The organism is Buttiauxella sp. JUb87, assembly GCF_004361975.1.
GTDB classification, from domain to species: domain Bacteria; phylum Pseudomonadota; class Gammaproteobacteria; order Enterobacterales; family Enterobacteriaceae; genus Buttiauxella; species Buttiauxella ferragutiae.
In genome coordinates this window covers 103223-130147 of record NZ_SNVY01000008.1, presented here as the reverse complement: position 1 = coordinate 130147, position 26925 = coordinate 103223, and the positions used below count along the sequence as shown (strand labels likewise).

General features: G+C 50.3%; 31 protein-coding genes. 13 read left to right on the top strand and 18 right to left on the bottom strand.

The genetic code is table 11. The features are described 5' to 3' along the window. Positions 1-678: 678 nt before the first annotated feature. Complete coding sequence (locus tag EC843_RS20555; RefSeq protein ID WP_064540660.1) at positions 679-2016, top strand: hemolysin family protein; 1338 nt, start codon at positions 679-681, stop codon at positions 2014-2016. Positions 2017-2078: 62 nt separating this feature from the next. On the opposite strand, the gene EC843_RS20550 is transcribed toward EC843_RS20555, so the two are convergent. Next, positions 2079-2285 carry a DUF1107 domain-containing protein gene (locus EC843_RS20550; protein ID WP_121266826.1) on the bottom strand — a complete coding sequence of 69 codons (207 nt, stop codon included), beginning with the start codon at positions 2283-2285 and terminating at the stop codon, positions 2079-2081. Positions 2286-2623: 338 nt separating this feature from the next. On the opposite strand from EC843_RS20550, the gene EC843_RS20545 reads away from it, so the two are divergent. Then, positions 2624-3181, top strand: a complete 558-nt coding sequence (locus EC843_RS20545; RefSeq protein ID WP_064540663.1) for a YtfJ family protein — start codon at positions 2624-2626, stop codon at positions 3179-3181. A gap of 4 nt (positions 3182-3185) precedes the next feature. Here the strand turns inward: EC843_RS20545 and cysQ are convergent, their stop codons facing one another. After that, positions 3186-3926 (bottom strand): 3'(2'),5'-bisphosphate nucleotidase CysQ, encoded by a 741-nt coding sequence (gene cysQ / locus EC843_RS20540; protein WP_133522971.1) that lies wholly within the window; start codon positions 3924-3926, stop codon positions 3186-3188. Between the two features lie 313 nt (positions 3927-4239). On the opposite strand from cysQ, the gene EC843_RS20535 reads away from it, so the two are divergent. Next, complete coding sequence (locus tag EC843_RS20535) at positions 4240-6171, top strand: bifunctional 2',3'-cyclic-nucleotide 2'-phosphodiesterase/3'-nucleotidase (RefSeq protein ID WP_133522970.1); 1932 nt, start codon at positions 4240-4242, stop codon at positions 6169-6171. A gap of 4 nt (positions 6172-6175) precedes the next feature. On the opposite strand, the gene EC843_RS20530 is transcribed toward EC843_RS20535, so the two are convergent. Further along, complete coding sequence (locus EC843_RS20530; protein ID WP_064540672.1) at positions 6176-6571, bottom strand: helix-turn-helix domain-containing protein; 396 nt, start codon at positions 6569-6571, stop codon at positions 6176-6178. A gap of 91 nt (positions 6572-6662) precedes the next feature. On the opposite strand from EC843_RS20530, the gene EC843_RS20525 reads away from it, so the two are divergent. The 4 genes from EC843_RS20525 (at position 6663) to ytfE (ending at position 10199) form a co-directional block, all read left to right on the top strand. Beyond that, on the top strand, positions 6663-7511 hold the full coding sequence (locus EC843_RS20525) for an SDR family oxidoreductase (protein ID WP_133522969.1): 849 nt from the start codon (positions 6663-6665) through the stop codon (positions 7509-7511). A 63-nt stretch (positions 7512-7574) separates the two neighbouring features. After that, positions 7575-8399 (top strand): AraC family transcriptional regulator, encoded by an 825-nt coding sequence (locus tag EC843_RS20520; protein WP_133522968.1) that lies wholly within the window; start codon positions 7575-7577, stop codon positions 8397-8399. 78 nt (positions 8400-8477) lie between these two features. Next, a complete protein-coding gene (locus EC843_RS20515; protein WP_133522997.1) occupies positions 8478-9452 on the top strand; it encodes a DMT family transporter in 975 nt (324 codons plus the stop codon). Positions 9453-9536: 84 nt separating this feature from the next. Continuing rightward, positions 9537-10199 (top strand): iron-sulfur cluster repair protein YtfE, encoded by a 663-nt coding sequence (gene ytfE, locus EC843_RS20510; RefSeq protein WP_064540685.1) that lies wholly within the window; start codon positions 9537-9539, stop codon positions 10197-10199. 80 nt (positions 10200-10279) lie between these two features. Here ytfE and cycA read toward each other — a convergent pair whose 3' ends face one another. Further along, positions 10280-11692 (bottom strand): D-serine/D-alanine/glycine transporter, encoded by a 1413-nt coding sequence (cycA, locus tag EC843_RS20505; protein WP_064540688.1) that lies wholly within the window; start codon positions 11690-11692, stop codon positions 10280-10282. Between the two features lie 289 nt (positions 11693-11981). Then, the gene (fklB, locus tag EC843_RS20500; protein WP_064540691.1) at positions 11982-12602 is read right to left on the bottom strand and encodes an FKBP-type peptidyl-prolyl cis-trans isomerase; all 621 of its coding nucleotides are present in this window, start codon (positions 12600-12602) and stop codon (positions 11982-11984) included. Positions 12603-12860: 258 nt separating this feature from the next. Here fklB and EC843_RS20495 point away from each other — a divergent pair, with 258 nt between their 5' ends. Then, on the top strand, positions 12861-13454 hold the full coding sequence (locus tag EC843_RS20495; RefSeq protein WP_133522967.1) for a LysM-like peptidoglycan-binding domain-containing protein: 594 nt from the start codon (positions 12861-12863) through the stop codon (positions 13452-13454). A gap of 79 nt (positions 13455-13533) precedes the next feature. On the opposite strand, the gene rplI is transcribed toward EC843_RS20495, so the two are convergent. The 4 genes from rplI to rpsF are packed head-to-tail and all read right to left on the bottom strand — an operon-like array spanning position 13534 to position 14977. Beyond that, positions 13534-13986, bottom strand: coding sequence for a 50S ribosomal protein L9 (rplI, locus tag EC843_RS20490; RefSeq protein WP_064515713.1), 453 nt, complete (start codon positions 13984-13986; stop codon positions 13534-13536). Positions 13987-14025: 39 nt separating this feature from the next. Then, complete coding sequence (rpsR, locus tag EC843_RS20485; RefSeq protein WP_002210155.1) at positions 14026-14253, bottom strand: 30S ribosomal protein S18; 228 nt, start codon at positions 14251-14253, stop codon at positions 14026-14028. A gap of 4 nt (positions 14254-14257) precedes the next feature. Further along, positions 14258-14575: a primosomal replication protein N gene (gene priB / locus EC843_RS20480; protein ID WP_064540696.1), complete on the bottom strand. Its 318-nt coding sequence runs from the start codon at positions 14573-14575 to the stop codon at positions 14258-14260. A gap of 6 nt (positions 14576-14581) precedes the next feature. Further along, positions 14582-14977: a 30S ribosomal protein S6 gene (gene rpsF, locus EC843_RS20475; protein WP_034492828.1), complete on the bottom strand. Its 396-nt coding sequence runs from the start codon at positions 14975-14977 to the stop codon at positions 14582-14584. A 401-nt stretch (positions 14978-15378) separates the two neighbouring features. Between rpsF and yjfY the strand changes: the two genes are divergently transcribed. After that, on the top strand, positions 15379-15654 hold the full coding sequence (gene yjfY, locus EC843_RS20470; RefSeq protein WP_064540699.1) for a DUF1471 family protein YjfY: 276 nt from the start codon (positions 15379-15381) through the stop codon (positions 15652-15654). 244 nt (positions 15655-15898) lie between these two features. Here yjfY and EC843_RS20465 read toward each other — a convergent pair whose 3' ends face one another. The 6 genes from EC843_RS20465 to ulaA are packed head-to-tail and all read right to left on the bottom strand — an operon-like array spanning position 15899 to position 20310. Continuing rightward, positions 15899-16585 (bottom strand): L-ribulose-5-phosphate 4-epimerase, encoded by a 687-nt coding sequence (locus tag EC843_RS20465; protein WP_133522966.1) that lies wholly within the window; start codon positions 16583-16585, stop codon positions 15899-15901. Next, positions 16572-17438 (bottom strand): L-ribulose-5-phosphate 3-epimerase, encoded by an 867-nt coding sequence (locus tag EC843_RS20460; protein WP_064540706.1) that lies wholly within the window; start codon positions 17436-17438, stop codon positions 16572-16574. The genes EC843_RS20465 and EC843_RS20460 overlap by 14 nt, the downstream gene beginning before the upstream one ends. A 9-nt stretch (positions 17439-17447) precedes the next feature. Further along, complete coding sequence (locus tag EC843_RS20455) at positions 17448-18104, bottom strand: 3-keto-L-gulonate-6-phosphate decarboxylase UlaD (RefSeq protein ID WP_133522965.1); 657 nt, start codon at positions 18102-18104, stop codon at positions 17448-17450. 10 nt (positions 18105-18114) lie between these two features. After that, entirely contained in the window at positions 18115-18585 is a 471-nt protein-coding gene (gene ulaC / locus EC843_RS20450; protein WP_064540709.1) for a PTS ascorbate transporter subunit IIA, read from the bottom strand. 9 nt (positions 18586-18594) lie between these two features. Continuing rightward, positions 18595-18900: a PTS ascorbate transporter subunit IIB gene (gene ulaB, locus EC843_RS20445; RefSeq protein ID WP_064540712.1), complete on the bottom strand. Its 306-nt coding sequence runs from the start codon at positions 18898-18900 to the stop codon at positions 18595-18597. 12 nt (positions 18901-18912) lie between these two features. Further along, positions 18913-20310, bottom strand: coding sequence for a PTS ascorbate transporter subunit IIC (ulaA, locus tag EC843_RS20440; protein ID WP_121814463.1), 1398 nt, complete (start codon positions 20308-20310; stop codon positions 18913-18915). Positions 20311-20691: 381 nt separating this feature from the next. On the opposite strand from ulaA, the gene ulaG reads away from it, so the two are divergent. Together ulaG and ulaR are read left to right on the top strand one after the other, a co-directional pair. After that, positions 20692-21756 (top strand): L-ascorbate 6-phosphate lactonase, encoded by a 1065-nt coding sequence (gene ulaG / locus EC843_RS20435; protein ID WP_064540718.1) that lies wholly within the window; start codon positions 20692-20694, stop codon positions 21754-21756. Positions 21757-21859: 103 nt separating this feature from the next. Beyond that, on the top strand, positions 21860-22615 hold the full coding sequence (gene ulaR / locus EC843_RS20430; RefSeq protein ID WP_064540721.1) for an HTH-type transcriptional regulator UlaR: 756 nt from the start codon (positions 21860-21862) through the stop codon (positions 22613-22615). Here the strand turns inward: ulaR and yjfP are convergent, their stop codons facing one another. Continuing rightward, entirely contained in the window at positions 22616-23341 is a 726-nt protein-coding gene (gene yjfP, locus EC843_RS20425) for an esterase (RefSeq protein ID WP_121814464.1), read from the bottom strand. 194 nt (positions 23342-23535) lie between these two features. Here yjfP and bsmA point away from each other — a divergent pair, with 194 nt between their 5' ends. Beyond that, positions 23536-23865, top strand: coding sequence for a biofilm peroxide resistance protein BsmA (bsmA, locus tag EC843_RS20420; protein ID WP_064540727.1), 330 nt, complete (start codon positions 23536-23538; stop codon positions 23863-23865). 156 nt (positions 23866-24021) lie between these two features. Continuing rightward, the gene (locus tag EC843_RS20415; protein ID WP_064540730.1) at positions 24022-24297 is read left to right on the top strand and encodes a DUF1471 domain-containing protein; all 276 of its coding nucleotides are present in this window, start codon (positions 24022-24024) and stop codon (positions 24295-24297) included. Positions 24298-24347: 50 nt separating this feature from the next. On the opposite strand, the gene EC843_RS20410 is transcribed toward EC843_RS20415, so the two are convergent. Next, positions 24348-25982 carry an isovaleryl-CoA dehydrogenase gene (locus tag EC843_RS20410; protein ID WP_133522964.1) on the bottom strand — a complete coding sequence of 545 codons (1635 nt, stop codon included), beginning with the start codon at positions 25980-25982 and terminating at the stop codon, positions 24348-24350. A 103-nt stretch (positions 25983-26085) separates the two neighbouring features. Then, positions 26086-26817: a 23S rRNA (guanosine(2251)-2'-O)-methyltransferase RlmB gene (rlmB, locus tag EC843_RS20405; RefSeq protein ID WP_034492799.1), complete on the bottom strand. Its 732-nt coding sequence runs from the start codon at positions 26815-26817 to the stop codon at positions 26086-26088. Positions 26818-26925: the final 108 nt, after the last annotated feature.

Sequence of the window (26925 nt, the reverse complement as noted above, 5' to 3'; positions counted from 1 at the left end):
TATGTGACCTGTATCAGTAGTTGTAGGGTGGATAAGCGACTAGCGTCATCCACCATTTGCACCGGTTCCGGCGGGAGCGCTGCACTTACCCGCCCTACGAAAGCGGTTTGTAACCTGTATCAGTAGTTGTAGGGTGGATAAGCGACTAGCGTCATCCACCATTTACACCGGTTCCGGCGGGGGCGCTGCGCTTGCCCGCCCTACGAAAACGGTTTGTGACCTGTATCAGTAGTTGTAGGGTGGATAAGCGACTAGCGTCATCCACCATTTGCACCGGTTCCGGCGGGAGCGCTGCACTTACCCGCCCTACGAAAGCGGTTTGTAACCTGTATCAGTGGTTGTAGGGTGGATAAGCGACTAGCGTCATCCACCATTTGCACCGGTTCCGGCGGGGGCGCTGCGCTTGCCCGCCCTACGAAAACGGTTTGTAACCTGTATCAGTAGTTGTAGGGTGGATAAGCGACTAGCGTCATCCACCATTTGCGCCGGTTCCGGCGGGGGCGCTGCGCTTACCCGCCCTACGAAAGCGGTTTTTGTCCTCTGGCAGCCTCACACACCCTTACGCTATACTACCCGTTGAAATTGCTGGCCCAACCTCCACGGACTGGCAGTCAAAATGTACTAACCCTTAGATTTTCAACTTTCCTTCCGAGGCTCTGGCTCTAAGCCGGATAAACTATGTTAAACAGTATTTTATTAATACTTCTTCTTATCTCCGTCAGTGCGTTCTTCTCTATTTCGGAAATCTCACTGGCTGCATCCCGCAAAATCAAACTCAAGCTGCTAGCTGATGAGGGCAACTTGAACGCACAACGCGTACTGAAAATGCAGGAAAGCCCTGGCATGTTCTTTACCGTGGTGCAGATTGGCCTGAACGCGGTAGCCATTCTCGGCGGTATCGTCGGTGACGCAGCGTTTTCCCCGGCCTTTAAAGTCCTTCTGGAGCGTTTTTTCTCGCCAGAAATGGCTGACCAATTGAGCTTTATTCTTTCCTTCACGCTGGTCACCAGCCTGTTCATTTTGTTTGCAGACCTCACTCCGAAACGCATCGGTATGATTTCGCCTGAATCTGTTGCTTTGCGAATCATCAACCCGATGCGCTTCTGTCTGTTTATCTTCCGTCCGCTGGTGTGGTTCTTCAACGGCCTGGCCAACGTCATTTTCCGCATTTTCAAACTGCCGATGGTGCGCAATGACGACATCACCTCCGATGATGTGTATGCCGTTTTTGAAGCGGGTGCATTGGCGGGAGTGTTGCGTAAGCAAGAGCATGAGTTGATTGAGAACGTGTTCGAGCTGGAATCGCGTACCGTGCCGTCATCCATGACGTCGCGCGAAAATATCATCTGGTTTGATTTGCATACCGACGAGCAGAGTCTGAAGAATAAAATCGCCGAGCATCCTCACTCCAAGTTCCTGGTGTGTAATGGCGATATCGACCATATCGTCGGCTATGTTGATTCAAAAGAGTTGCTGAACCGCGTATTGGGCAACCAAAGCCTTGCGCTCAACAGTGGCGTGCATCTGCGTAATACGCTGATTGTTCCCGATACATTGACGCTGTCCGAAGCACTGGAAAGCTTCAAAGCTGCGGGTGAAGACTTTGCAGTTATCATGAACGAGTACGCGCTGGTGGTGGGTATCATTACGCTGAACGACGTGATGACCACACTGATGGGCGACCTGGTTGGCCAGGGCATGGAGGAGCAAATTGTTGCTCGTGATGAAAACTCCTGGCTGGTTGAAGGCGGCACACCGATTGATGACGTGATGCGCGTGCTGGATATCGATGAGTTCCCGCAGTCTGGCAACTATGAAACCATCGGCGGCTTCATGATGTTTATGCTGCGTAAAATCCCGAAGCGTACTGATTCAGTGAAGTTTTCTGGCTACAAATTCGAGGTGGTGGATATTGATAACTACCGCATCGACCAGTTGCTGGTGACACGTATCGATAATAAACCAACGCCGTTGACGCCAAAACCGGCGGATGGTGAAGAACAGAACGCAGCTTAATTCTCAAAATCCAGAAACACTAACGGCACCCTCGGGTGCCGTTTTTGGTACTACTTATGGCTTCAAGCCATCTCCGCCTGCATACGCAAAACCTGGCGGTTTACCTCTGACATAACAGATAGATGCTGCTTATCTTTCACTTTTGGGATAAGAATCTTGCCCTTATCAAATTCAAAAGCGCCAACGTCCTTGATGTACAACCGTCCACGAAACAGGATTTTCACGTACTTCGCCACCTGAAGCGGGTTGTACCGTTGGAAAATTTTCATTCTTCTTCTCTCCTGCAGTGTTAACGCCCCTGCGGTTCCACATTTGGCCCGACAAAACGAGGCGGAAAATTTGGTGCCTGGAAACTATAGTCCATATACAAACCGACACCTAGTTTGCACAATCTTATTTACCGTATGATTACAATTTCTCAGAATAATCTTTGCAAATGTAAACAAATCTAAGCTTAAGCCTTCGAATTACAGGGATATGTGCGGCACCCCGCAAACTGGCATTGTTGTTGCGGGACAGAAAGCTATTCAGCACATATGCTTAAAACGTCACGACGAGTGGTCGGATCACCTGCAATCTTTCGCCAATAATAAGATAAGGAGTCATCATGTCCCTACGCACAACCCTTGCGCTTGCCCTGTTGCTGTTACCTCTTGCAGCATCGGCACATAATTTCGAGAAAAATCAGCGTGTCTCACCGATTGGTATTACGGATAAAGGTGAGTTGATGCTCGATAATGATAAGTTTAGCTACAAAAGCTGGAATAGCGCGCAGCTGGTGGGGAAAGTGCGAACGCTGCAACTTATTGCCGGGCGCACCAGTGCGAAAGAGAAAAATGCCGGTGTCGTTGAAGCAATTAAAGCGGCTAAATTCCCCCATGACCGCTATCAAACCACCACGATTGTGAACACCGATGACGCGATTATTGGCACCGGGATGTTTGTGCGCAGCAGCCTGGAGAGCAACAAGACTCAGTATCCGTGGTCGCAATTTATCGTCGACAGCAACGGCGTAGCGCAAAAATCATGGCAGCTCGAAACCGGCAGTTCAGCGATTGTGGTGCTGGATAAACAGGGCCGTGTTCAGTTTGCCAAAGATGGCGCACTGACTCAGGAAGAAGTGCAGCAGGTGATAAGCCTGCTGCGAGAACTGCTGAGTAAATAGCTACTTAGTAAATCGAGACCCGGAAACCAGGGTTTAAGAATGACTCGCGCGGGGTGTAGTCGAGCGACTTACCCTGCCAGTCATGAACGTGTGCACCAGCCGCTGCCGCAACCGCATGGCCTGCTGCGGTATCCCAGATGTTGGTTGGCCCAAAACGCGGATAAAGCTGCGCCTGTCCTTCCGCCACCAGGCAAAACTTCAGTGATGAACCAATGGATGTCGTCTGGTGTTCACCCAACTGATGAAGATATTCTTTCAGTTCGTCGTCGCCATGGGAACGGCTGATCACCACCAGCGGCGGGCGGGCATCGCGCACATGGATTTGGTTACGCGCGCCATTTTCTTCCTTCCAGGCTTTGCCTTCTGCCGCGCTATACATCACGTTCAGAACTGGCGCAAACACCACGCCCAACACGGCTTTGCCGTTTTCGATAAGCGCGATATTGACGGTGAATTCGCCGTTACGTTTCAGGAACTCTTTGGTGCCGTCCAGCGGGTCCACCAGCCAATAACGCTGCCAGTGCTGGCGCGTTTCCCAGGTCTGCGGATCTTCTTCAGAAAGTACCGGAATCTCTGGCGTAAGCGCTTGCAGCCCCTTCAGGATAATGGTGTGAGCCGCAATGTCAGCTGCCGTCACGGGTGAGTCATCGGATTTATGGGTCGCCTCCAGCGGCTTTTGCCCCTCATAAACCTGCATGATGGCAACTCCAGCCTCCCGAGCCAGTTGGCAAATTTTATCTAACATTCTCCACCTCATGTTGTGTCACACAAATAACCTGTTGTTTTACTTATACCCTAAATAATTCAAATTGCATCGAGGCGGCAAGAGAACAAGTGCCGATGAGCTTACATCAGTAAGTGATTCGGGCGCGTTCACGCAGCCAACAATGAGGCAATTTGAAGTATGTCGGGTATATATCTCATCGCGTCGGGTTGCGCCATCTGTGAAGCGATTCCGGTTTAACGATTCTGATTTCTGGCACACTTCACAAAATTGTAAGCAACAACGTTTATATACATAGCCTTCTGTGAACTAGCTTTAAAAAAGGACCTTTAACATGATTAAGTTTAGCGCAACGATCCTTGCCATGCTGATTGCCACCAGCGTTAACGCCGCAACCGTTGACCTGCGAATCCTGGAAACCTCCGACCTGCATAGCAATATGATGGATTTCGATTACTACAAAGACACCCCGACAGAGAAATTCGGGCTGGTGCGGACAGCAAGCTTAATCAATGCCGCCCGTAGTGAGACGCTAAACAGCGTACTGGTGGATAACGGAGATCTGATTCAGGGTAGCCCGCTTGGTGATTACATGGCGGCCAACGGTCTGAAAAAAGGCGACATTCACCCGGTTTATAAAGCGCTGAATACGCTGGACTACGCCGTCGGCAACCTCGGCAACCACGAATTTAACTATGGGCTGGATTACCTGCAGATGGCGTTATCCGGGGCGAAATTCCCCTATGTGAATGCCAACATCATTGATGCCAAAACCAATAAACCGCTGTTCACGCCTTACGTCATCAAAGAAACGGTAGTGAAAGATAAAGACGGCAAAGAGCAGACATTACGCATTGGCTATATCGGTTTTGTGCCGCCACAAATTATGACGTGGGATAAAACCAATCTGGAAGGCAAAGTGACGGTTAAAGATATTACCGAAACCGCCCGCCAGTATGTGCCTGAGATGCGTAAAAACGGCGCGGATTTAGTGGTGGTTATCGCCCACTCCGGCTTGTCCAGCGACCCATATCATGTGATGGCTGAAAATTCCGTTTATTACCTCAGCGAAGTTCCGGGTGTAGATACCATTCTGTTTGGCCACGCTCATGCTGTTTTCCCTGGCAAAGATTTTGCCAATATCAAAGGTGTTGATCTTGATAAAGGCACGCTGAACGGTATTCCGGCGGTGATGCCGGGAATGTGGGGCGACCATCTTGGCGTGGTTGATTTGGTGCTGAACAACGATAGCGGCTCGTGGAAGGTCACCAGCAGCAAGGCAGAAGCACGCCCAATCTACGACAGCGTAGCGAAGAAAGCGCTGGTGCCAGAAGACGCCAAACTGGTGGAAGTGATGAAACACGATCACGACGCCACGCGCGAGTTTGTCAGCAAGCCAATCGGCAAATCCTCCGACAATATGTACAGCTATCTGGCATTGGTTCAGGATGACCCGACGGTGCAAGTGGTCAATAACGCGCAGCTCGCCTACGTTGAAAAATACATTCAGGGCGACCCGGATCTGGCGAATTTGCCGGTGCTGTCTGCTGCGGCACCGTTCAAAGTCGGCGGGCGTAAGAATGACCCAGCCAGTTTTGTTGAAGTGGAAAAAGGCCAGCTCACCTTCCGTAATGCCGCCGATTTGTATCTTTACCCGAACACGCTGGTGGTAGTAAAAGCCACCGGCAAAGAGGTGAAGGAATGGCTGGAGTGTTCCGCTGGGCAGTTTAATCAGATTGATGTGAACAGCAGCAAACCGCAGTCGCTGATCAACTGGGATGGTTTCCGCACCTATAACTTTGATGTTATCGACGGCGTGGATTACCAGATTGATGTGTCGCAACCGGCGCGTTACGACGGCGAATGCCAGATGGTGAACCCGAAGGCCGAGCGTATTAGAGGGCTGACGTTCAAAGGCAAGCCAATCGACCCGAACGCGACTTTCCTGGTGGCAACCAATAACTATCGCGCTTACGGCGGCAAGTTTGCGGGTACCGGTGATAGCCATATCGCTTTCGCCTCGCCGGATGAGAACCGCTCGGTGCTGGCGAACTGGATTACCGCGAGCAAAGAGATTCACCCAGCTGCCGATAACAACTGGCGCCTTGCGCCAATCCACAGTAATCAGAAATTAGATATTCGCTTTGAAACTTCACCGTCGGAGAAAGCCACCACCTTTATCAAAGATAAAGGCCAGTATCCGATGAAAAACGTTGGCAACGACGAAATCGGCTTTGCGATTTATCAGTTGGATTTGAGTAAGTAATCACTCACGCGTCCCGCTCACTGCGGGACGCCATTACCCTTGGCAAATTCCCTTCGATCCAATCAGCCAGTTCAGCCACTTTCTCAGCCACTTCACAGCCCAACGGCGTCAAACTGTATTCCACATGAGGCGGTACCACCGGGTAGGATTTGCGATTCACGAAACCGTCGGCTTCCAGCCATTGCAGCGTTTGCGCGAGCATTTTTTCACTCACCCCGCCCATTTTACGGCGCAGGTCGCTAAAGCGATGTGTACCACCCTGCAAGGCCACCAGAATCAGCACGCCCCAACGGCTGGTGACGTGCTTTAACACATCTCGCGACGGGCATTGTTCGGCGAACAAATTGCCATCACGCATTTGCTCGGTTAACGACAACGGGCGGTTCTCAATCTCACTCATTTCATACTTACCTTTTTGTGCGTACTTACTTAAAGTTAGTGCTGGTGATAGTGTGGCACAACTTAAGCAGAACCCCCACAGGAGATTTATCATGATCGCGATTACCGGAGCTTCCGGCCAACTGGGCCAACTCGTTGTTGAGGAATTACTGAAAACTGTTGCTGCTGACCAACTGGTTGCTATTGTGCGTAACCCAGCAAAAATCAAGGCATTTTCTGAGCGTGGCGTTCAGGTTCGTGCGGCCAGTTATGAAGATAAAACCGCGCTGGTGCAAGCGCTGCGTGGCGTTGAAAAACTGCTGCTGATCTCTTCAAGCGAAGTCGGTCAACGTGCGGTTCAGCACCACAACGTGATTGAAGCCGCCAAAGAAGCGGGCGTGAAACTGATTGCTTACACCAGCCTGCTGCATGCCGATTCTTCACCGCTCGGTCTGGCAGATGAACACATCGCAACCGAAGAAATGCTTAAACAATCAGGCATTCCATTTGTGCTGCTGCGCAACGGTTGGTACACCGAAAACTACCTCGCCAGCGTGCCGCCAGCACTGCAACATGGTGCATTTATTGGCAGCACCGGAGAAGGCAAAATCGCCTCGGCCACACGTGCAGATTATGCGGCTGCCGCCGCAAAAGTGATGACCCTCGACAACCAGGCGGGCAAAGTTTACGAACTGGCTGGCGACCACGGCTGGACGCTATCTGAGCTGACGGCAGAATTGACGAAACAAAGCGGCACAACCGTGGTGTATCAAAACCTGCCAGAAGCTGATTTTAAAGCGGCTTTGCTCGGTGCTGGCCTGCCAGAAGGGTTAGCCGCAATGCTGGCAAACTCCGATGCTGGCGCATCGAAAGGTGGCCTGTTCGAGGATAGCCGCCAGTTGAGTCAGTTGATTGGCCGCCCAACCACCTCACTTGCCGAAAGCGTGCGTTCTGCGCTGTAATTGTTAACTTTCCGTTAAACCAGGACATCCCTATACTTACGGGGTGTCCTGACGGAGATTAATGTGCAAGGCGTTCCTGAACAGTTCAGTGATGAAAAAGACCACGCTCAATTCCGGCATCTGCCACAGCTGCCCGGCGTTGAGCTTTATCACGCGCATATTTCGCGTTACGCCTTTGAACCGCACACTCATGAAGCCTTTGGTGTTGGCACTGTGACTATGGGGGCCGAGCGTTTTCGTTATCGCGGTGTGCAGCATGTCGCCGCCACGGATTCGTTAGTGTTGATGAACCCTGATGAACTGCATACTGGTGAAGCGGCTACCGAAGATGGCTGGCAGTACCGCATGATTTATCTCGAACCGGACATTCTCGAAGCGGTGACGGGTTCGCGTAACTGGTCATTTAATGAAGTGGTCACTTGCGATCCGCTACGGGCGAGCCACGTATCACGCTTGATTAACGGGTTATGGAACGAAAACGATCAGCTGGCTCAGCAAGGATTGTTGCTGAATCTTATCGATACGTTTAAGCCTTATGCTCACCATTTACCCATGACGCGGCAAGAGTCGGCGCATCGTTTTGAGCAAATTCGGGACTATCTGCACGATAATTATATGCACCCAGTAACGCTCGATGAGCTTGCCGCCGTGGTTTCGCTGAGTCCTTATCACTTTCAACGCATGTTCAAAGCCCATTTCCACGCCACGCCGCATCAGATGCTGATGGCGATTCGCCTGTGGCACGCCAAGCGACTCCTGACGAATGGGATGCCCGCCGCTCAAGTTGCCGCTGCCAGCGGGCTCACCGATCAGGCCCATCTGACTCGCGCCTTTTCCCAGCGTTATGGCATCACGCCGGTGCGTTATCAAAAGCAGGTCGCCCGTTAGCAATACCGCAAGCTGGTACAATATTTTCCTCCAGTCCACACCTACACTCTATGCAAAGCATTTAAGTGGATGAAGAAAATGTTAACTGGTGTGTTGTACGCCCTGCTGGCTGGGTTGATGTGGGGGCTGATTTTCGTGGGGCCACTGATTGTTCCTGATTACCCTGCTGCAATGCAGTCAACCGGACGCTATCTGGCGCTGGGGCTGATTGCGCTCCCGTTGGCCTGGTTTGGACGCCAGCGTCTGCGCCAGTTGACCCGCACTGACTGGTTCACCGCGCTCAAGCTTTCGACCGTCGGCAATCTGATTTATTACGTCTGCCTGGCCAGCGCGATTCAGCGCACCGGGGCGCCCATTTCCACCATGATTATCGGCACGCTGCCGGTCGTTATTCCGGTATTTGCCAACCTGCTTTATAGCAAGCGTGATGGCAAGCTCCCGTGGCACCGGCTGGCACCTGCGCTGGTGATTATCGCGCTGGGCCTGGTAATGGTGAATACCGCCGAATTACGCACCGGCGAGCTCGATTTCAGTTGGTGGAGATATATCAGCGGCATAGGGCTGGCGTTTATTTCTGTCGCCTGCTGGGCGTGGTATGCGCTGCGAAATGCCCGTTGGCTGCGTGAGAATCCGGATAAAAACCCGCTGATGTGGGCAACTGCGCAAGGGCTTTCTATATTGCCGTTTTCATTTATCGGATACATCGCGGTTTGCTTGTGGATGTCTCGCACCGACAGCGACTTTGCCCTGCCCTTTGGTCCACGTCCGGAAGTCTTTTTAACGTTGATGTTAGCCATTGCACTATTTTGTTCGTGGCTGGGCGCGCTGTGCTGGAACATTGCCAGCCAGCGCTTACCGACGGTAATCGTCGGCCCGTTAATCGTCTTTGAAACCCTGGCGGGACTGGCTTACACATTTATGCTGCGCAACAGCTGGCCGCCGTTGATGACATTACTCGGTATCGTCTGTTTGGTTGCGGGCGTGGTGCTGGCCGTGATGACGAAACCGCAGAAAAGTACAATCGCTGAAGTGGTTATGACGACGGATAAATAGCGTCTTACCTCGAAATAGTCATAGCGCCGACATAAAGATGCATTTAAAATGCATCTTATATTATCGACAACGAGGTATTTGCTCATGGCTTTCCGCGACCAGGCTTTAGGTGAACTGGCTTTAACCATTCCACGCGCTTCCGCGCTGTTCCGTAAATTGGATCTCGATTTCTGCTGCGGCGGAAAGCAGACACTTGAACGTGCAGCGACACGTAAAGAGTTGGATCTTGATGCGATTGAAGCAGAACTAGCAACGCTTGCTGAACAACCAGTTGAGAAAGAGTGGCGTGCGGCACCGCTGGCCGAAATCATCGACCATATTCTGGTGCGTTACCACGACCGTCACCGCGAACAACTACCAGAGCTGATTCTTCAGGCAACAAAAGTTGAGCGCGTACATGCAGATAAACCGAATGTACCAAAAGGCCTGGCGAAATATCTCACCATGCTGCATCAGGAACTAAGCAGCCATATGATGAAAGAAGAACAGATCCTGTTCCCGATGATCAAACAAGGTATGGGTTCACAGGCGAACGGCCCAATTAGCGTGATGGAAAGCGAGCATGATGAAGCGGGTGAATTGCTGGAGGTCATCAAACATACCACCAATAATGTGACACCACCGCCAGAAGCCTGCACCACGTGGAAAGCCATGTATAACGGGATTAACGAATTGATTGATGACTTAATGAACCACATTAGTCTTGAGAATAATGTGCTGTTCCCACGGGCGTTAGCTGGGGAATAAATCAGTAAGATAACCCTCACCCCGGCCCTCTCCCTCAGGGAGAGGGGGAAAACCATACCGTTAGGGTGAGGGCTAAAAAATTACTTACGCATTGCCGCAATGCGCTTCTTGCCGATAAACATCCAGCACACACCTAACACCGCAAACCACAATGGCGTCACCATCAGGGCCTGGCGGGTATCCGTTTCCAGCGTCAGCAGCACAATCACAAACGCGAAGAACGCCATACATACCCAGCACATCAGCTTACCGAGCGGCATTTTGTAGATAGATTTCTCATGCAGATGCGGACGCTGTTTACGATACACGAGGTACGAGCACAGAATAATCGTCCAGACGAACATGAACAGAATCGCCGAAACGGTAGTGATCATCGTAAAAGCGGTAATGACGTTCGGATTCACATAAAGCATCACCACGCCACCCAACAAGCAGATGCAGGAGAAGGTTAAACCTTTCGCCGGAACCGCGCGCTTAGACAGTTTCGCAAAAGCCTTCGGCGCTGCACCATCTTGTGCCAGGCCGTATAACATACGGCTGGTGGAGAACACGCCGCTGTTGGCAGAAGAAGCTGCTGAAGTCAGCACCACGAAGTTGATGATGCTCGCCGCAGCTGGCAAGCCGACCAGAACAAACAATTCAACAAACGGACTTTTATCTGCGACCACAGAACGCCATGGTGTCACGGACATAATCACGATCAGCGCCAGGACGTAAAACACGATAATACGCACCGGAATCGAGTTAATCGCACGCGGCAGTGATTTCTCTGGGTCTTTGGTTTCAGCAGCGGTTGTCCCTACCAGTTCAACGCCTACAAACGCGAACACCGCAATCTGGAATCCGGCAAAGAAGCCGCTCAGCCCTTTAGGGAACCAGCCACCGTCATTCCACAGGTTATTGAGGGATGCTTCAACGCCAGACGGAGAGTGGAAATTGGTTAAAATCATCACCCCGCCAAGGACAATCAGCCCAACGATAGCGACAATTTTGATCATCGCAAACCAGAACTCCATTTCACCGAACATTTTAACGGTGGCGAGGTTCAGGCTCAGCAGTATCAGGATGACTGCCACTGACGCAACCCAATCCGATAATCCAGGGAACCAGAATTGCGCATAGGACGTAATGGCCACGACGTCAGCCATACCGGTGACTACCCAACAAAACCAGTATGTCCAGCCGGTGAAGTAGCCTGCCCATGGGCCTAACAAGTCTGCGGCGAAATCACTAAACGACTTGTATTCAAGATTTGATAGCAGCAATTCGCCCATGGCGCGCATGACGAAGAACACCATAAATCCGATGATCATATAAACAAAAATTATCGATGGGCCAGCAAGGCTGATGGTTTTACCCGAGCCCATGAATAAACCTGTGCCGATGGCACCGCCGATGGCGATAAGTTGGATGTGACGGTTAGTTAAGTTGCGCCGTAGCGACTGTTCGGACGGAGCTTCAGCTACGTCAGCTACTTTAATCTGATCTACCATGTTGTATGTTCCTGTCTGTCTGTGGTGTTCAGGCTCTACTGGCCTTTGAAATGTGATGTTGCCGAAATGTTGCACTGCAAGGCAGCGACAATAATAGGGAAGAATTGATGGGGTGAATATCTGAAAAAAACAATATTGTTAATTTTATGTTGTTTTTGTGTACATAATCACCCTAATAGCGAGAATTGCATCACAAAAGCACCTTATGCAGAAGTAAAACCAGAATAAAATAATGCGAACTAATATTCAGGCAAGTGAAAACCCCGCCGAAGCAGGGTTATTTGAACGCTTACAGAATTTCCAGCAGTTCAACTTCAAAAACCAGGGTGCTGTACGGAGGAATGGACGCGCCAGCGCCACGCTCACCATAAGCCAGGTTATGAGGAATAGTCAGTTCCCACTTTGAGCCAACAGGCATCAGAGTCAGCGCTTCAATCCAGCCTGCGATAACGCCGCTTACCGGGAACTCAGCAGGCTCACCACGTTGTACGGAGCTGTCAAACACGGTGCCATCAACCAGTTTGCCGGTATAATGCACACGAACGTGATCTTTACGCGCTGGGATTGGACCAGTGCCTTGAGTCAGAACGCGGAATTGCAGGCCAGATTCAGTGCTGCTCACGCCTTCTTTGGAGATGTTTTCTTCCAGGTATTTCTGACCTTCAACAGCCATTTCTTTCTGGCGTTCCTGGCGAACAGCATCAGCACGCTCGTGGACTTCACGCAGTGCACGATGAACAACGTCAACTGGAACTGCCGGAGCATTCCCTTCCAGAGCATCACGCAAACCCGCTACCAGCGCTTCTGGCAGCAGGCCTTGCAGACCAGATTCACTGAGTTGTTGACCTACCTGTAAACCAATACCGTAACTTGCTTGCGCTTCGACGCTGTCAAAAGAAGGGGTCGTCATGGGTTTTCCTTTAATGTATTTAAAAGCAGGCCAGCAGCATAGCAGCGTCAATCTATTGGGTAAAATGCAAAAGCGGCAAAGGTGACAAATGCAGACGAAACAGGAACAATGGTTTGAATGAATGCTAAATATCAGTGGCAATAGCGAGTTAGATGACGAGTAGAACGTCACATAAACCTGGATTGTGCAATGCATCAAATAGTTAGCGTTCTATAATGGAAGGGATAATGACAGAGCACATTGTGTATATGAGGAGTGTTGCTGATGCGATTCGCTATTAAACCCTGGCTTGCGCGGATTTGGCACGCACCCGATAACATCCGGCTGATGGACCCACTGCCGGCCTTGCATCGCCGCGGCATTATTATTGCGACACTGGTCGTCGTGACAGGATTTCTGTGGCCAATGCCTGATGAGACAGTCCGTCCGGTCACCCGCGATGCGCAGCTCTCCATTGAATCACAATCCCCAATTCGTGCCCACTTAGTCAACCCACCAGCCAATACTGAACCAGCGACGCCTGTCGAACCTTCTCGCGTTGAGGAACAGCCACAAGCGCCAACCCCACAAGCCAATAATGATATAGAGCAGCAATGGCGTTCATACCGTGTAGAGTCCGGGCAAACCATGGCGCAGCTGTTCCGCGATCATAATTTACCGCCCGCTGATGTTTATTCAATGGCGCAGGTAGAGGGCAACAATAAACCGCTGAGTACTTTGCAAACCGGGCAGATGGTGCAGATTCGCCAGAATGCCAGTGGCGTGGTGACAGGGCTGACAATTGATATTGGTAACGATCAGCAAGTGCTGTTTACACGCCAGCCGGATGGCAGCTTTGAGCGTGCTCGTTAACAGCTGATTTGATTTAGCGGATACAGAAATGCAAAACGCCGGCACAAGGCCGGCGTCTTTACGCGTGAATCAGCGAAAATTACGCTTCAGCAACAACGTTTACGATCAGTTTAGCGAATACTTCGCTGTGAACCTGGAAGTCCACTTCGTGCTCACCAGCGGTACGCAGAACGCCGTTCGGTAAACGAACTTCGCTCTTAGCCACTTCAACGCCAGCTGCAGTTACAGCGTCAGCGATGTCACGGGTACCGATGGAACCGAACAGTTTACCTTCGTCGCCAGCTTTAGACGCGATAGTAACAGTTTCGAGTGCGTTGATCTTCGCAGCGCGAGCTTCAGCAGCAGCCAGAACGTCAGCTAATTTAGCTTCCAGTTCTGCACGGCGTGCTTCGAAGAATTCAACGTTTTTCTTGGTAGCAGGAACAGCTTTGCCCTGTGGTACCAGGAAGTTACGAGCATAACCCGCTTTAACGTTAACCTGATCACCCAGGCTACCCAGGTTTGCTACTTTATCAAGCAGAATAACTTGCATTACCTTATCCTCTCAAAGTCATTAATGGACAGTGGCCGATTACTGATGACGATCAGTATATGGCAACAAAGAAAGGTAACGAGCGCGCTTGATGCAGCGAGCCAACTGACGCTGGTATTTTGCACGAGTACCGGTAATACGGCTCGGGACAATTTTACCACTTTCAGTGATGTAGTTTTTCAGTGTAGCGATATCTTTATAATCAATCTCTACAACGCCTTCCGCGGTGAAACGGCAGAACTTGCGACGACGGAAATAACGTGCCATTAGGCTAGTCTCCAGAATCTATCAATTCAATCTGCTCGGCATGCAATACCACTTTGTTCAGCCCATTTTTTGCCTGATGGCAACTAATGAAACCATGAACTGTGAGTACCGTGCCGACCGTTATACTTTGAGTAATGGCTGAGTGTGCGTGCCCGCTAATAATAACTGGCATACGGCACCACGCCTGCCGATCTAAACCGGCTTCCTTTTGCACAGAACGGTGCTCAAGCACGAACTGGCAATGAGGAATTCCTGACGGGCTAACCTTGCGAAGGGGCGTCTTGCACACTGTGCCAGACAATACCAGGCGGTTGGCCGTCATTGGAAATTACTCTTCAGAATCCCCAGCATCTGCATCATCAGCAGTTTCGCTAGCGAAGTCATCGCGACGATCACGACGTTCGTCTTTAGCTTTAACCATTGGTGAAGCTTCGGTTACAGCGTGCTTAGTACGCATAACCATGCTACGGATAACGGCGTCGTTGAAGCGGAAGTTAGTTTCCAGCTCATCGATCACTTCCTGCGGAGCTTCAACGTTCAGCAGAACGTAGTGTGCTTTGTGCAGTTTGTTGATCGGGTAAGCCAGTTGACGGCGGCCCCAGTCTTCCAGACGGTGGATCGTACCTTCTGCTGCAGTGATTGCACCAGTGTAACGTTCGATCATACCCGGAACCTGTTCGCTCTGGTCAGGATGGACCATAAAAACGATTTCGTAATGACGCATCGAATTGCTCCTTACGGATTATTCAGCCTCCTGTCAGGGTCAGCCGCGGCCCATGGAAGCAAGGAACGTGTTTATAAAGGCGGCTGAAAAAATTGACGCGTAATCATACAAGTGCAGCCCGCTAAACTCAAGGCAATACAGAAATTAATTCTTTTGCATGAAGGCTAAAATTTAAACTGCGTACTAACTCAGTGAAATCTATAACTTTGACGTAGATCACTTTAAATTTTTGACCAACACCATCAGAAATGGTCGCTTTTTATTCAACATGATGGAGTTACACTTACTGTCATAGGCCGCCACTATTATTTATTAACAGGAGCGACGACCGCATCTAACACACTAAGTTGTATACCCTGGCTGCTTCAGAACGCTGGGCTATGGGTATAGTGGAGCGGAATATGAAAACTATCGCATTAGCCTTTGTCGCTGCACTTTTGCTTTGCGTGAATGCGACAGCCGCTATCAAAATAGACAACCATCAGGCAAAAAATATGGATGATGTGATGAGCTTAGGGGTGATTTACATCAATCATAATTTTGCTACCGAACAAGAGGCCGAAGTCGCGATTAATGGCGACACGGATCAGCACGGAGCAAAGTACTTTCACCCGATATTGATGAGAGAGCCAGATAGCAACGGCAATATGCGTATCAGCGCTGATATCTATCGGTAATAGAATGCAATGAGGTAATGAAGTAACGCGTTAACACCAGGAATACCACAACGACATAGAAAGCCAACGTTTGACTTGCCCCCGCTTGCGGGGGCCTTTTTATTACGCTTTCTCATTCAAAATACAGGGGTGTTGGCTGCGTTCACTCACCCCGGTCACTTACTTTAGTAAGCTCCCGGGGATTCGCCCTCTTGCCGCCTAGCTGTATTTCGAATGAGCTCGCGTAATACCTAATAATGCTCAACTAACGCTGTCCGTAATAAGCATTTGCGCCGTGTTTGCGCTGAAAATGCTTGTCCATCAAATAGCTGTCGATTGGTTTTAACTGCGGGTTTATACCCTGTGCAATCCATGCCATTCGTGCGACTTCTTCCATGACCACTGCATTATGAACGGCGTCTTCAATGCTTTTTCCCCACGTAAATGGGCCGTGCTGATAGACCACGACACCAGGCGTGTGCAAAGGATTACCACTGCCCAGCGTTTCAATGATGACATTGCCGGTGTTTAGCTCGTATTCACCTTGCACTTCATCGCAGGTCAACGGACGAGAGCAGGGGATATCACCCAAAAAGTAATCAGCGTGTGTGGTGCCGAGAGCCGGAATACTGAGCCCAGCCTGCGCCCATGCGGTTGCGTGAGTGGAATGGGTATGCACTACGCCGCCGAGTTCGGCGTACTTTTTATAAAGCGCCAGATGGGTAGCAGTGTCCGAAGATGGTCGATACTTCCCTTCAATGACCGTACCGTTCAAATCCACGATGACCATATCGTCCGCAGACATTTGTTCATACGCTACACCACTAGGCTTGATGGCAATGTATTGCCGTTCACGGTCTATCCCGCTGACGTTTCCCCAGGTAAACGTCACCAGACCATGGCGCGGTAATGCCATGTTTGCTTCAAATACCTGTTGTTTAAGCTGCTGCATCGCCGGCCTCCTGCAACCCAGCCGCCGCCATTCGCGCCAATACCCAATCGCGAGCGGCAATGACTTCGGCAATCGGATCCGCCGCAGTCTCACTCCACATTTCAATTAAATATGGGCCACGGTAGCCACTGCGTTTTAATGTTTCAAAACAGCGCTCAAACTCCACTACCCCACTGCCGAAGGGAACATTTTTGAATACCCCCGGACGCGTGTCTTTTACATGTACTGCCACGATATGTCCGCGCCCTGCTTCGAGTTCCATCTGAACGTCGTTATCCCAGGCGGATAAATTCCCGATGTCCGGGTAAAGCTGGAACCACGGGTTATTCAGGTAATGTGCATACCCCATCGCTTTGCTGATGGAATTCATCAGCGGGTAGTCCATGATTTCCATCGCCAACGTGACTTGCGCACGGCTCGCCATTTCGACTGCCAGAGTCAAACCTTCACGAAAGCGACGGCGAGTTTCATCGTTAGCTTGCTGGTAATAAACATCGTACCCAGCCAGTTGGATGACGCGGATACCCACATCCTGCGCAAACTTAATGGCTTTGCGCATTATCTCCAGCCCCTGATTACGCACCGCGTCGTCTTCGCTTCCTAGCGGGTAACGGCGATGCGCACTCAAGCACATCGAAGGCACGCGAACGCCGGTTTGTGCTACAGCCTGAACCAGCGCTATTCTCTGCTCGCGGCTCCAGTCCAGACGCGCCAGGCGCTCATCGGTTTCATCAACTGACATTTCGACAAAATCGAACGCCAGGCTGGCGGCAAGCTGCAATCTTTCGAGCCAGCACTCCCCTGCAGGGAGCGCTTTTTCGTAGATACCTAGCGGAACTTGCTTATGTAACATGAGCCGTCCTTAACCCCAGAGCTGGGCGATAGTGCGCTTAAACTGGCGTGCTGCTTCTACCGGAGATTGCGCATCACGAATACTTCGCCCAGCGATAAACACATGGATTGGAATACCTTTAAATAGTGGTAAATCCTCCAGAGCCAGGCCGCCGGTCACCGTCACTTTAAAGCCCATATCGGAAAGGCGTTTGATGGCACTGATATCTGCTTCACTCCATGCCACCCCAGCGGCTTGCGCATCACGACTTCGGTGATAAACCACCTGTTCGATTCCTGCGGTGCGCCATTCCTGTGCCTGTTCCCACGTCCAGAAACCGGTCAATTCGATTTGCACATCTCCGTTAAATTCACGGGCCACTTCCAGTGCACCTTTGGTGGTGTTGATATCAGCACAGCAAATGACGGTCACCCAATCGGCATTGGCTTCAAAACACATCCGCGAAAGTATTTTCCCGGCATCGGCGATTTTGGCATCTGCCAGTACAATTTTATGTGGGTAGAGCGCCTTGAGATCGCGCACAGCTCGCACGCCCTCCCCGACACAAAGAATGGTCCCCACTTCAATAATGTCGACTTCTTCAGCTATCAGGCGCGTAGTTTTGTATGCGTCTGACATGGTTTGGTTATCCAGCGCAACTTGCAGCATCGGTAATGAATGAGACATGAAAAGCTCCTTAAGCAGTTGCCAGCGCCGTAGCGCGGTCAATTAAATCCAGCACTTCCTGTTCGGAACGGCAGGCGCGTAAACGGTCAAAATTGGCTTCATCTTCAAACAGATTCACAATCTGCATGATGCCGATTTCCTGATGGGTGGTGGCATCAACGGCCGCCATAGTGATGAGGATGTCCACTGGGTCGTTATCTTCATGGTTGAACACCAATGGTGTTTTCAGCGTCACCAGTGAAAAACCGGTGCTTTTCACTCCTTCCTCTGGGCGACCATGCGGCATAGCAAGGCCTGGAGCGATAACGAAGTAAGGGCCAAATTGCGCCACACCATCGAGAATCGCCTGGTAATATCGCGGTTCGACGATGTCTGCCTCCACCAGCAAATCGACGCCGATTTTTACCGCGTCCTGCCAGGTTTTGGCTTCAGCCTGTAAACGTACGGAATGATTTTGTGCCAGAGAATCACGTAATTTCATTGGCGTTCCTTACTTCAGATCCTGAGGAAAATGCGCGGTGATCACTTCCATCAACTTTGGTCCGAAATCCGCCGCAGAAAGCATATTGCGAACCCCCACCACATGTTTGTTGCCGGTCACGGTGATTTCACCTGCGATGTGCGTCGAAGCGATAATCACATCGGCACCGCTCAGTTCACTTTTGTATTCCCCCACGGCACAACTGTTTACGGAATGATCAACACCTTGCTGCGTCAAAAACTGATCCACTTTCATTTTCATGATCATGGAACTGCCTTGCCCGTTACCACATACAGCCAGAATTCGTACGGTCATAATCTCAATTCCTTAATTGGCGGAAGATTCCGTCAGTTGTTTTTCAGCATCTTCTTCCTGGCGCAAGGTGCGCCCGGCGAAGAACATGTAAACCAGTGCAATGACTATCACGACCCCCATAAACCACAGGCCCAGTGTTAATCCTTCCATTAGCGGAGGTGCCAGAATCGACCAGTCGGCCATGCCCATCCAGGCACTGAGTCCGGTAAGTTTTACCGCCCAAACGCAACCGAAGATTTCAATCATGCCCATCACCAGGCAGATTTTTAGTGCAGCACGCCAGCCGCCAAAGTGGTTGGCAAACACGCCAATGGTGGCGTTCGAGAAGAACATCGGGATGAAACCAGGAATAATCATGATGGAGGAGCCAGCGGCGATGAGAATACCGACAGCGATAAGCTGGCCGATGGTTCCCCAGATAAAGCCCCACACCACGGCGTTAGGCGCAAAGCTATAGATAGCCGCACAGTCAATGGCAAGCACCGCACCGGGAATCAAGCGCTGCGAAATACCGTTAAACGCTTCGGAGAGTTCAGCAACAAACATCCTGACGCCCTGCACGATGATGAAAATCGCCACGGCGAACTGGAAGCCGGTTTGCAATATGTAGATAGTCCAGTGTGTTTTACCAGCCATAGCCTGCATGACATCAATGCCGAATGAGCAAAGAATCACACCGAAAAACAACGTCATTACAATGGCAGTGGAAACGATATTGTCATGGAAGATGTTGAGCCAACCGGGCAGTTTGAGGTCTTCAACGCTCTCCTCTTTTTTGCCCAAATACGGCGCAATTTTATAGGCGATCCACGAGGCGAATTGCTGTTGGTGGCCAATGGAAAAACCGCTATTTTCCGTCACAGCTTGTGTAGGTTTGTACATCATGTTTGAGGTGATGCCCCAATAGAGGGAAACCAAAACAGCGGTACAGATGATGGTCGTCCACATCGGATACCCGAGAATAAAGAAGAACACCGCTATTAAACCGGCTTGCTGGAACATGATGTGCCCAGTCAGCATGATGGTGCGAATCCCCGTCACGCGCCGTAACAGCACATAAGTTATGTTGAGAGCCAGCGCCAGCAACACCGCGTACCCCACCCAACTGTAAGCGTCCCCCATCCTTTCGATAGTGGCCATCATTGAGGCATAGGTATCTGAGATCGCGCCATTAATTCCATAAACCTCAGACATTTTTGCCACTACCGGTTTAAACGTGCCGGTCAAAATGCCAGAGCCTGCTTGTAACAGCATGAAACCAATAATGGTTTTGATGGTGCCTTTGATAATCACACTGGCGCTTTTTCGCAGCAGCAAGTAGCCAAGACAAGTGACAATCCCCAACAACAGCGGGGCGTTGGTCATTACCTGGTTAAAAAAGATGGTAAAGACGTTGTAGAGGATCTCCATAAAGCTCTCCGTAGGGTAGTCGCTCCCTGTTTTGATGAGAAAACAGGCTGAAGTAATGTTCGCCCTCACTTTATTTGTCAAAAGTAATCACAACAAGATTGAAAATGATTAATTGTGAGATGCCACGCAATTTATTTTACACAGTTTCACAATGGTTAATGCTTCATAATAAATTCAGACAAATAATCACTAAATATCATGTGAATAGTGAGAGTAAAGCACTGCAGCGATGTCATTAAGTGAGTTTTTTATGGAATCAAACAGCAAACAAGAAAACTAAAAAACACTTCTCAAGTTAATTTTTTGATGTCAATATCAATCAAATTAAATCATTTAATGACCACTATTGATTTTAAATTCTGAATGGAAAGGAGAGAAATGATGAGCAAGGTTAAGACGATTACCCGCGAATCCTGGATATTGAACACCTTCCCGGAGTGGGGAAGTTGGCTGAATGAAGAAATTGAGCAGGAAGTTGTCGCTCCTGGCACTTTTGCCATGTGGTGGCTGGGCTGCACGGGTATCTGGTTGAAATCTCAGGGTGGTGCGAATATCTGTGTAGATTTTTGGTGCGGAACCGGCAAACAAAGCCACGGTAACCCGCTAATGAAAAAAGGCCATCAAATGCAGCGCATGGCTGGCGTCGAGAAGCTACAACCAAACTTGCGTACCACGCCATTCGTGCTCGATCCTTTCGCCATTCGTCATATTGATGCAGTGCTGTCGACGCATGATCACAACGATCATATCGACGTCAACGTGGCTGCTGCCGTAATGCAAAATTGCGCTGATGATGTGCCGTTTATCGGGCCACAAACCTGCGTTGATTTATGGATTGGCTGGGGAGTTCCACGCGAACGCTGCATTGTGGTGAAGCCTGGCGATATTGTGAAAGTGAAAGATATTGAAATTCATGCGCTGGATGCCTTTGATCGCACTGCACTTATTACACTACCTGCGGATGAAAAAGCACTGGGCGTACTGCCGGATGGCATGGACAAGCGGGCGGTAAATTATCTGTTCAAAACACCAGGCGGCAATCTGTATCACAGTGGCGACTCCCACTATTCCAACTACTACGCCAAACATGGCAATGACCACCAGATTGATGTGGCACTCGGCTCTTATGGCGAGAACCCACGCGGGATCACCGATAAAATGACCAGTGCTGATATTTTACGTATGGCGGAGTCACTGAATACTAAAGTTGTCATCCCGTTCCATCATGATATCTGGTCGAATTTCCAGGCCGATCCACAAGAGATCCGCGTCTTATGGAACATGAAGAAAGATCGCCTGAAATACGGCTTTAAGCCGTTTATCTGGCAAGTTGGTGGCAAGTTTACCTGGCCGTTGGATAAAGATTTATTCGAATATCACTATCCTCGCGGTTTTGATGACTGCTTTACCCTCGAACCAGACTTACCGTTCAAATCCTTCCTGTAATAACATAAAGCCGGGTTTACGCCCGGCATCTTCAGCATAACTTTAGGTGTTTCATTATTTTTCAAATATCATCTTTAAAAATCATCTTTCCTCGGGAATAAGCATGACCGAAGCACAACGCCACCAAATCTTGCTTGATCTGCTCCAGCAGACTGGGTTTGTTACTGTCGAACAAGTTATGGAACGCCTGGCAATTTCTCCCGCTACAGCACGTCGTGATATCAACAAACTGGATGAAAGCGGCAGGTTAAAAAAAGTCCGCAATGGTGCCGAAGCCATTAGCCAGCAGCGCTTACGTTGGACGCCAATGAATATACATCTGGCGCAAAATCATGATGAGAAAAGCCGTATTGCCAGCGCCGCTTCTGCCCTCGTAAAACAGGGAGAAAGTGTGGTGATTAACTGTGGGTCGACCGCTTTTTTACTCGGCCAACAGATCTGCGGAAAACCCGTGCAGATCATTACTAACTATCTGCCGCTTGCTAATTATCTTATCGATCAAGAACATGAAAGTGTGGTGATCATGGGCGGTCAGTACAATAAAAGCCATTCCATCACCCTTGGGCCTCAAGATAACGATACTTCGCTGTACGCCGGACACTGGATGTTTACCAGCGGTAAGGGTTTGACTGCGGAAGGGCTTTATAAAACTGACATGCTGACGGCAATGGCTGAGCAGAAGATGCTAGGTGTGGTGGGTAAACTGGCAGTACTGGTTGATAGCTCGAAGGTGGGCCAACGTGCAGGTATGCTTTTTAGCCGGGCTGAGCAAATTGATTTAGTCATCACCGGTAAACAAGCAAACCCTGAAGTGGTCAAAAAGCTTGAAGATCAGGGTGTGCAGGTCATTCTTGTGTAATCAAAGATATTCGCTAAAAAAGCGGCTGGTCGCCTCAAGCGCTGAAGGGGTAATACGATGCTTCACTCCCGGTTCACGCAAGCAAAGAAGCTGTTTGTCCAGCCCCTTCTCAATCAGTGCCTGTTGTAAACGCCAGGTTTCTGCCGCCGGAACTACGTCATCTTCTTCGCCGTGCCACAGCATTAGTGGCCGGTTCCCGGCCTTTTCCAGTTGATGGCTGATGTCGTAGTCTGCAAGTTTGTTAAGTGATTCCAGATCTAACACCTGCGGTGGGAACAAACTTTTACCAAGCGATATGAAATATCCCGACCCCATCAGGCATGCCACACAACTCACTTGCGGGTAACGCGCCATAATTCCAAGAGCGGTCATTCCTCCCATCGACGCACCACCTACTGCAACACGATGTTCATCTATGGGATAACGTTCGCACAGTGCCTTGTGAAGCTGAGAAAACTCATCAATATTTTGTTTGAGAATCGACCAGAATTGATACAGCCGCGCCGCATCGTCTCCATTGAAACGGGAACCATGCTGCTCGGCATCAGGCATAATCACGCGCATTCCGGCCTGAGCGAGTGCGACAGCAAAGTAGCTGTACACCAGTTTGGATGACGTAAAACCGTGATAGAAAAAAACTACCGGCAGTTTGCTTTCTTTTTTCCCGGCAGGTACAGCATGCAGAACTTCGATACCGCCTAACTGCTCGGTGTACATTTCTATCATTGGAATCGCTCCGGATCATTGTGCGTCTTCTTTTGTAAGCCAGCATTCACTAGATGGCAAGCCATGTGCTTACATAGATTCTTATTCACTATGAGATCTGCTTAGCGATTTTCATTCGAAAGTGATTAAAAAGCGCGGGGAAGCTAACAGAATGGGAACATTCCCTCTTCCCAGAAAAAAACCGGGGCTACACTATGGCTATTAAGAGACGAGAAACGATCATGCGACTGCTATCAGCTTTGCTACTTGTGACAGCACTCAGTGCCTGTAGCGTGTTACAGGGTACACCGCAACCCGCACCGCCGGTAACCGAAAGTCCTCAGGAAATTCAGCGTTCGCAAACGCAAGGATTAACCAAAATAGGGACAGTAACAGCACTCGAACGCGGCTCACCAATGGACTCTGAGCGAGCGATAAAAGAGAAAGCAATTGCTGCGAAAGCGGATTACTACCAAATCTTGTTAAACGATGAGACGGTGGTTCCGGGACAGTGGTATGCCCAGGCAATTTTGTATCGCAAGTAATGCAGTGCGGTGTTTACCTTTATTAAGATTTACACAGCTTTGCGTCAACTGATCGTTTGTTATGCACAATGAACTTCAGCCAACGGACAGGTCTGGAGTTCAACTAACGCGAAGGAATGCCCTGCTGATTTAGGGTAAGTATTAAAGGAGCTAACTATGAAACGATCGCTTGCCTTAACCTCATTACTGCTGTCCGTGGGGCTAATTACAACATCGGCGCAATCGGCAGAAGATGTTGCCGCAGATTGTGTGACGGGTTTGAATGAAATCGGCATGATTTCAGTAAACGGTATCGCCGGTACCGTGCAAGATGTGGAAAAAGTCATTGCCTTAAAGGCCGATGAGCACGGTGCGTCTTACTATCGTATCGTCAAAATGCAGGAAAACCAGCTTGCTGAAGGCTGGCGTGTACAAGCCATTATTTATGCGTAAATAAGCCAGCAGCCATTTAGCTCAACGCTATAGCGCTGGCTTTTATGTTTCTATCCAGTACGCCCCGTCGCTCGCAGCAGCACATCAATCAATACTTGATTCGGTAATACACTTTCCCCACGCGAATCCAGCATCATACGACACCAGGCCTCGCCCAACGGTGGAGAGAGATGTTGTAAAACTTGTGCGCCGGTTGCCAGTAGCGCCAGCAGCCGTGTCAGTTCCCTGCCCCACTCTTCTTGTGGTTTGTGCAGCCGCTGTTGCAACTGCCGCCAGCTACGATCGAAATGCCGGTTTTGCCCCTTTACCTCATCAAATTCTGCATGCAGCATTTCCATAGCACCCAGCTGTTTAGTCAAAACACGCAGCACATCAAGGCTCATGATATTGCCGGAGCCTTCCCAAATACTGTTCACCGGCATTTCACGATAAATACGAGGTAATTCGCTGTCTTCGCAATAGCCGATTCCCCCGAGTACTTCCATCGCTTCTGCGACAAACGGGATACCTGATTTACAGACGCTAAACTTGGCAGCTGGGGTAAAGAGGCGGCTATAGGCCAATTCATGTGGGTTAGCAGGTGATTCCCAGGCGCGAGCCAGACGGAACAGAAACGCCGTTTGCCCTTCAAGTTGCAATGCCATTCGTCCAAGCACCTGGCGCATAATAGGCTGGTCGATCAGCGTCTTGCCGAATGCTTGCCGTTGATGTGCGTGATACAACGCAACCGAGAGCGCACGGCGCATCAGGCCATGGCTACCCAATGCACAATCAAAACGGGTGTAGCCACCCATTTTCAGAATCGAACGAATCCCTTCGCCTTCCTCGCCAATAAGCCATGCTGTTGCATCGAGAAACTCGGCTTCACTGCTGGCGTTTGAACGATTACCAAGCTTATCTTTCAACCGCTCAAAGCGAACCTGATTGCGCTGCCCATCCGGTAAAAAGCGCGGCAGGAAGAAGCAGGACAACCCACCTTTCGCCTGTGCCAGAACCAAATGAGCATCACTTTGTGGAACGGAGAAAAACCACTTATGGCCGACTATGCGATACATTTCGCCAGGGCCGCGTTTGTCGATGGCTTCAGCGCGAGTGGTGTTGCTGAGTACATCCGAGCCACCTTGCTTTTCGGTCATCCCCATGCCAATCAACAGGCCACGTTTTTGCGCACCGGGTGCAAGATGGGCATCGTAACGATCGCTGAGCATCGGCTTCAGCCACGGTTGAAACTCTTTGGGTAGATGCTTAAGCAAGAGAGGGATCGCACCAAATGTCATGGTTATCGGACATAACGTGCCTGCTTCCACTTGTGCGTGCTGAACAAAACGCGCTGCACGGGCAACAAACGAGCCCTGCCTGGCATCTTCCTGCCACGGCAAATTATGAACCCGATTGGCACACAATCCCTGCATCAACAAATGCCAGGCGGGATAAAACCGCACATCATCAAGCCGTTCGCCGCTAGAGTCATAACGAAGTAATTCAGGGGGATTCGCGTTTGCCAGCCGCCCGAGTTCCAGCGATTCAGCCGAGCCGAGTTGTTGGCCAATACTCGCCAGAAGTTCAGCATCCCAGCCAGCACCTTCACGTAAAACAGCTTCGGTTAACGAAATATCAGAAAGAAAAAGGTTACTGTTGTTGAGGGGTATTGGTTGGTTAAAAACGGTATGAGTTTGCCAGCGCATCGTGTTCCCTCCCATTAATGGCATAGCCATTAGTATGGACGGTGACGGCAGTTATGCATGGAGGAGGATCACAAAGCGGGGTGCGAGCGCACCCCACCGAGAATTAACTGCGTTGACGCACAGCTTCGAACAGGCAAATACCGGTCGCAACGGAAACGTTCAATGAAGAAACCGTTCCGGCCATTGGGATGCTAATCAGCTCATCGCAATGTTCACGCGTCAGGCGACGCATGCCTTCACCTTCAGCGCCCATCACCAGCGCCATTGGGCCGGTCATTTTGCTCTGGAATAAAGTATGGTCAGCTTCGCCCGCTGTACCGACGATCCAGACGTTCGATTCCTGCAATAAACGCATAGTGCGAGCCAGGTTGGTCACACTGATAAGCGGAACGTGCTCTGCGGCACCGCAGGCCACTTTCTTGGCAGTCGCGTTCAACTGGGCAGATCTGTCTTTCGGAACGATAACCGCGTGCACGCCAGCGGCATCTGCACTACGCAGGCAGGCACCGAGGTTGTGGGGATCGGTAACGCCATCCAGAATGAGCAGGAACGGGGTATCGATACTGGCAAGCAGGTCTGGAATATCATTTTCCTGATACTGACGACCCGGTTTCACGCGAGCAATAATGCCCTGGTGCACCGCGCCTTCAGATTTTTCATCCAGCCATTGGCGGTTTGCCATTTGAACCGGCACACCCTGAGCTTCCAGCGCATGAATTAAAGGCATCAGACGTTTGTCTTCACGGCCTTTAAGAATAAAGACTTCCCGAAAACGCTGAGGGGCGTTATCAAGCAGTGCCTGGACGGCGTGAATGCCGTAAATCATTTCACTCATTACTGTTACTCATTTCAGGTGCTGATGCACCGTTGTTAATGCTGATATGGTCACCCTCACCCCGGCCCTCTCCCCAGGGAGAGGGAGAAAACCGATCGGGTTAGGGTG

Excerpts from the sequence above, each read along its gene's own strand:
- EC843_RS20555 (WP_064540660.1), top strand. The coding sequence starts at position 679 with ATGTTAAACAGTATTTTATTAATACTTCTTCTTATCTCCGTCAGTGCG.
- EC843_RS20550 (WP_121266826.1), bottom strand. The coding sequence starts at position 2,285 with ATGAAAATTTTCCAACGGTACAACCCGCTTCAGGTGGCGAAGTACGTG.
- EC843_RS20545 (WP_064540663.1), top strand. The coding sequence starts at position 2,624 with ATGTCCCTACGCACAACCCTTGCGCTTGCCCTGTTGCTGTTACCTCTT.
- cysQ (WP_133522971.1), bottom strand. The coding sequence starts at position 3,926 with ATGTTAGATAAAATTTGCCAACTGGCTCGGGAGGCTGGAGTTGCCATC.
- EC843_RS20535 (WP_133522970.1), top strand. The coding sequence starts at position 4,240 with ATGATTAAGTTTAGCGCAACGATCCTTGCCATGCTGATTGCCACCAGC.
- EC843_RS20530 (WP_064540672.1), bottom strand. The coding sequence starts at position 6,571 with ATGAGTGAGATTGAGAACCGCCCGTTGTCGTTAACCGAGCAAATGCGT.
- EC843_RS20525 (WP_133522969.1), top strand. The coding sequence starts at position 6,663 with ATGATCGCGATTACCGGAGCTTCCGGCCAACTGGGCCAACTCGTTGTT.
- EC843_RS20515 (WP_133522997.1), top strand. The coding sequence starts at position 8,478 with ATGTTAACTGGTGTGTTGTACGCCCTGCTGGCTGGGTTGATGTGGGGG.
- ytfE (WP_064540685.1), top strand. The coding sequence starts at position 9,537 with ATGGCTTTCCGCGACCAGGCTTTAGGTGAACTGGCTTTAACCATTCCA.
- cycA (WP_064540688.1), bottom strand. The coding sequence starts at position 11,692 with ATGGTAGATCAGATTAAAGTAGCTGACGTAGCTGAAGCTCCGTCCGAA.
- fklB (WP_064540691.1), bottom strand. The coding sequence starts at position 12,602 with ATGACGACCCCTTCTTTTGACAGCGTCGAAGCGCAAGCAAGTTACGGT.
- rplI (WP_064515713.1), bottom strand. The coding sequence starts at position 13,986 with ATGCAAGTTATTCTGCTTGATAAAGTAGCAAACCTGGGTAGCCTGGGT.
- rpsR (WP_002210155.1), bottom strand. The coding sequence starts at position 14,253 with ATGGCACGTTATTTCCGTCGTCGCAAGTTCTGCCGTTTCACCGCGGAA.
- priB (WP_064540696.1), bottom strand. The coding sequence starts at position 14,575 with ATGACGGCCAACCGCCTGGTATTGTCTGGCACAGTGTGCAAGACGCCC.
- rpsF (WP_034492828.1), bottom strand. The coding sequence starts at position 14,977 with ATGCGTCATTACGAAATCGTTTTTATGGTCCATCCTGACCAGAGCGAA.
- yjfY (WP_064540699.1), top strand. The coding sequence starts at position 15,379 with ATGAAAACTATCGCATTAGCCTTTGTCGCTGCACTTTTGCTTTGCGTG.
- EC843_RS20465 (WP_133522966.1), bottom strand. The coding sequence starts at position 16,585 with ATGCAGCAGCTTAAACAACAGGTATTTGAAGCAAACATGGCATTACCG.
- EC843_RS20460 (WP_064540706.1), bottom strand. The coding sequence starts at position 17,438 with ATGTTACATAAGCAAGTTCCGCTAGGTATCTACGAAAAAGCGCTCCCT.
- EC843_RS20455 (WP_133522965.1), bottom strand. The coding sequence starts at position 18,104 with ATGTCTCATTCATTACCGATGCTGCAAGTTGCGCTGGATAACCAAACC.
- ulaC (WP_064540709.1), bottom strand. The coding sequence starts at position 18,585 with ATGAAATTACGTGATTCTCTGGCACAAAATCATTCCGTACGTTTACAG.
- ulaB (WP_064540712.1), bottom strand. The coding sequence starts at position 18,900 with ATGACCGTACGAATTCTGGCTGTATGTGGTAACGGGCAAGGCAGTTCC.
- ulaA (WP_121814463.1), bottom strand. The coding sequence starts at position 20,310 with ATGGAGATCCTCTACAACGTCTTTACCATCTTTTTTAACCAGGTAATG.
- ulaG (WP_064540718.1), top strand. The coding sequence starts at position 20,692 with ATGAGCAAGGTTAAGACGATTACCCGCGAATCCTGGATATTGAACACC.
- ulaR (WP_064540721.1), top strand. The coding sequence starts at position 21,860 with ATGACCGAAGCACAACGCCACCAAATCTTGCTTGATCTGCTCCAGCAG.
- yjfP (WP_121814464.1), bottom strand. The coding sequence starts at position 23,341 with ATGATAGAAATGTACACCGAGCAGTTAGGCGGTATCGAAGTTCTGCAT.
- bsmA (WP_064540727.1), top strand. The coding sequence starts at position 23,536 with ATGGCTATTAAGAGACGAGAAACGATCATGCGACTGCTATCAGCTTTG.
- EC843_RS20415 (WP_064540730.1), top strand. The coding sequence starts at position 24,022 with ATGAAACGATCGCTTGCCTTAACCTCATTACTGCTGTCCGTGGGGCTA.
- EC843_RS20410 (WP_133522964.1), bottom strand. The coding sequence starts at position 25,982 with ATGCGCTGGCAAACTCATACCGTTTTTAACCAACCAATACCCCTCAAC.
- rlmB (WP_034492799.1), bottom strand. The coding sequence starts at position 26,817 with ATGAGTGAAATGATTTACGGCATTCACGCCGTCCAGGCACTGCTTGAT.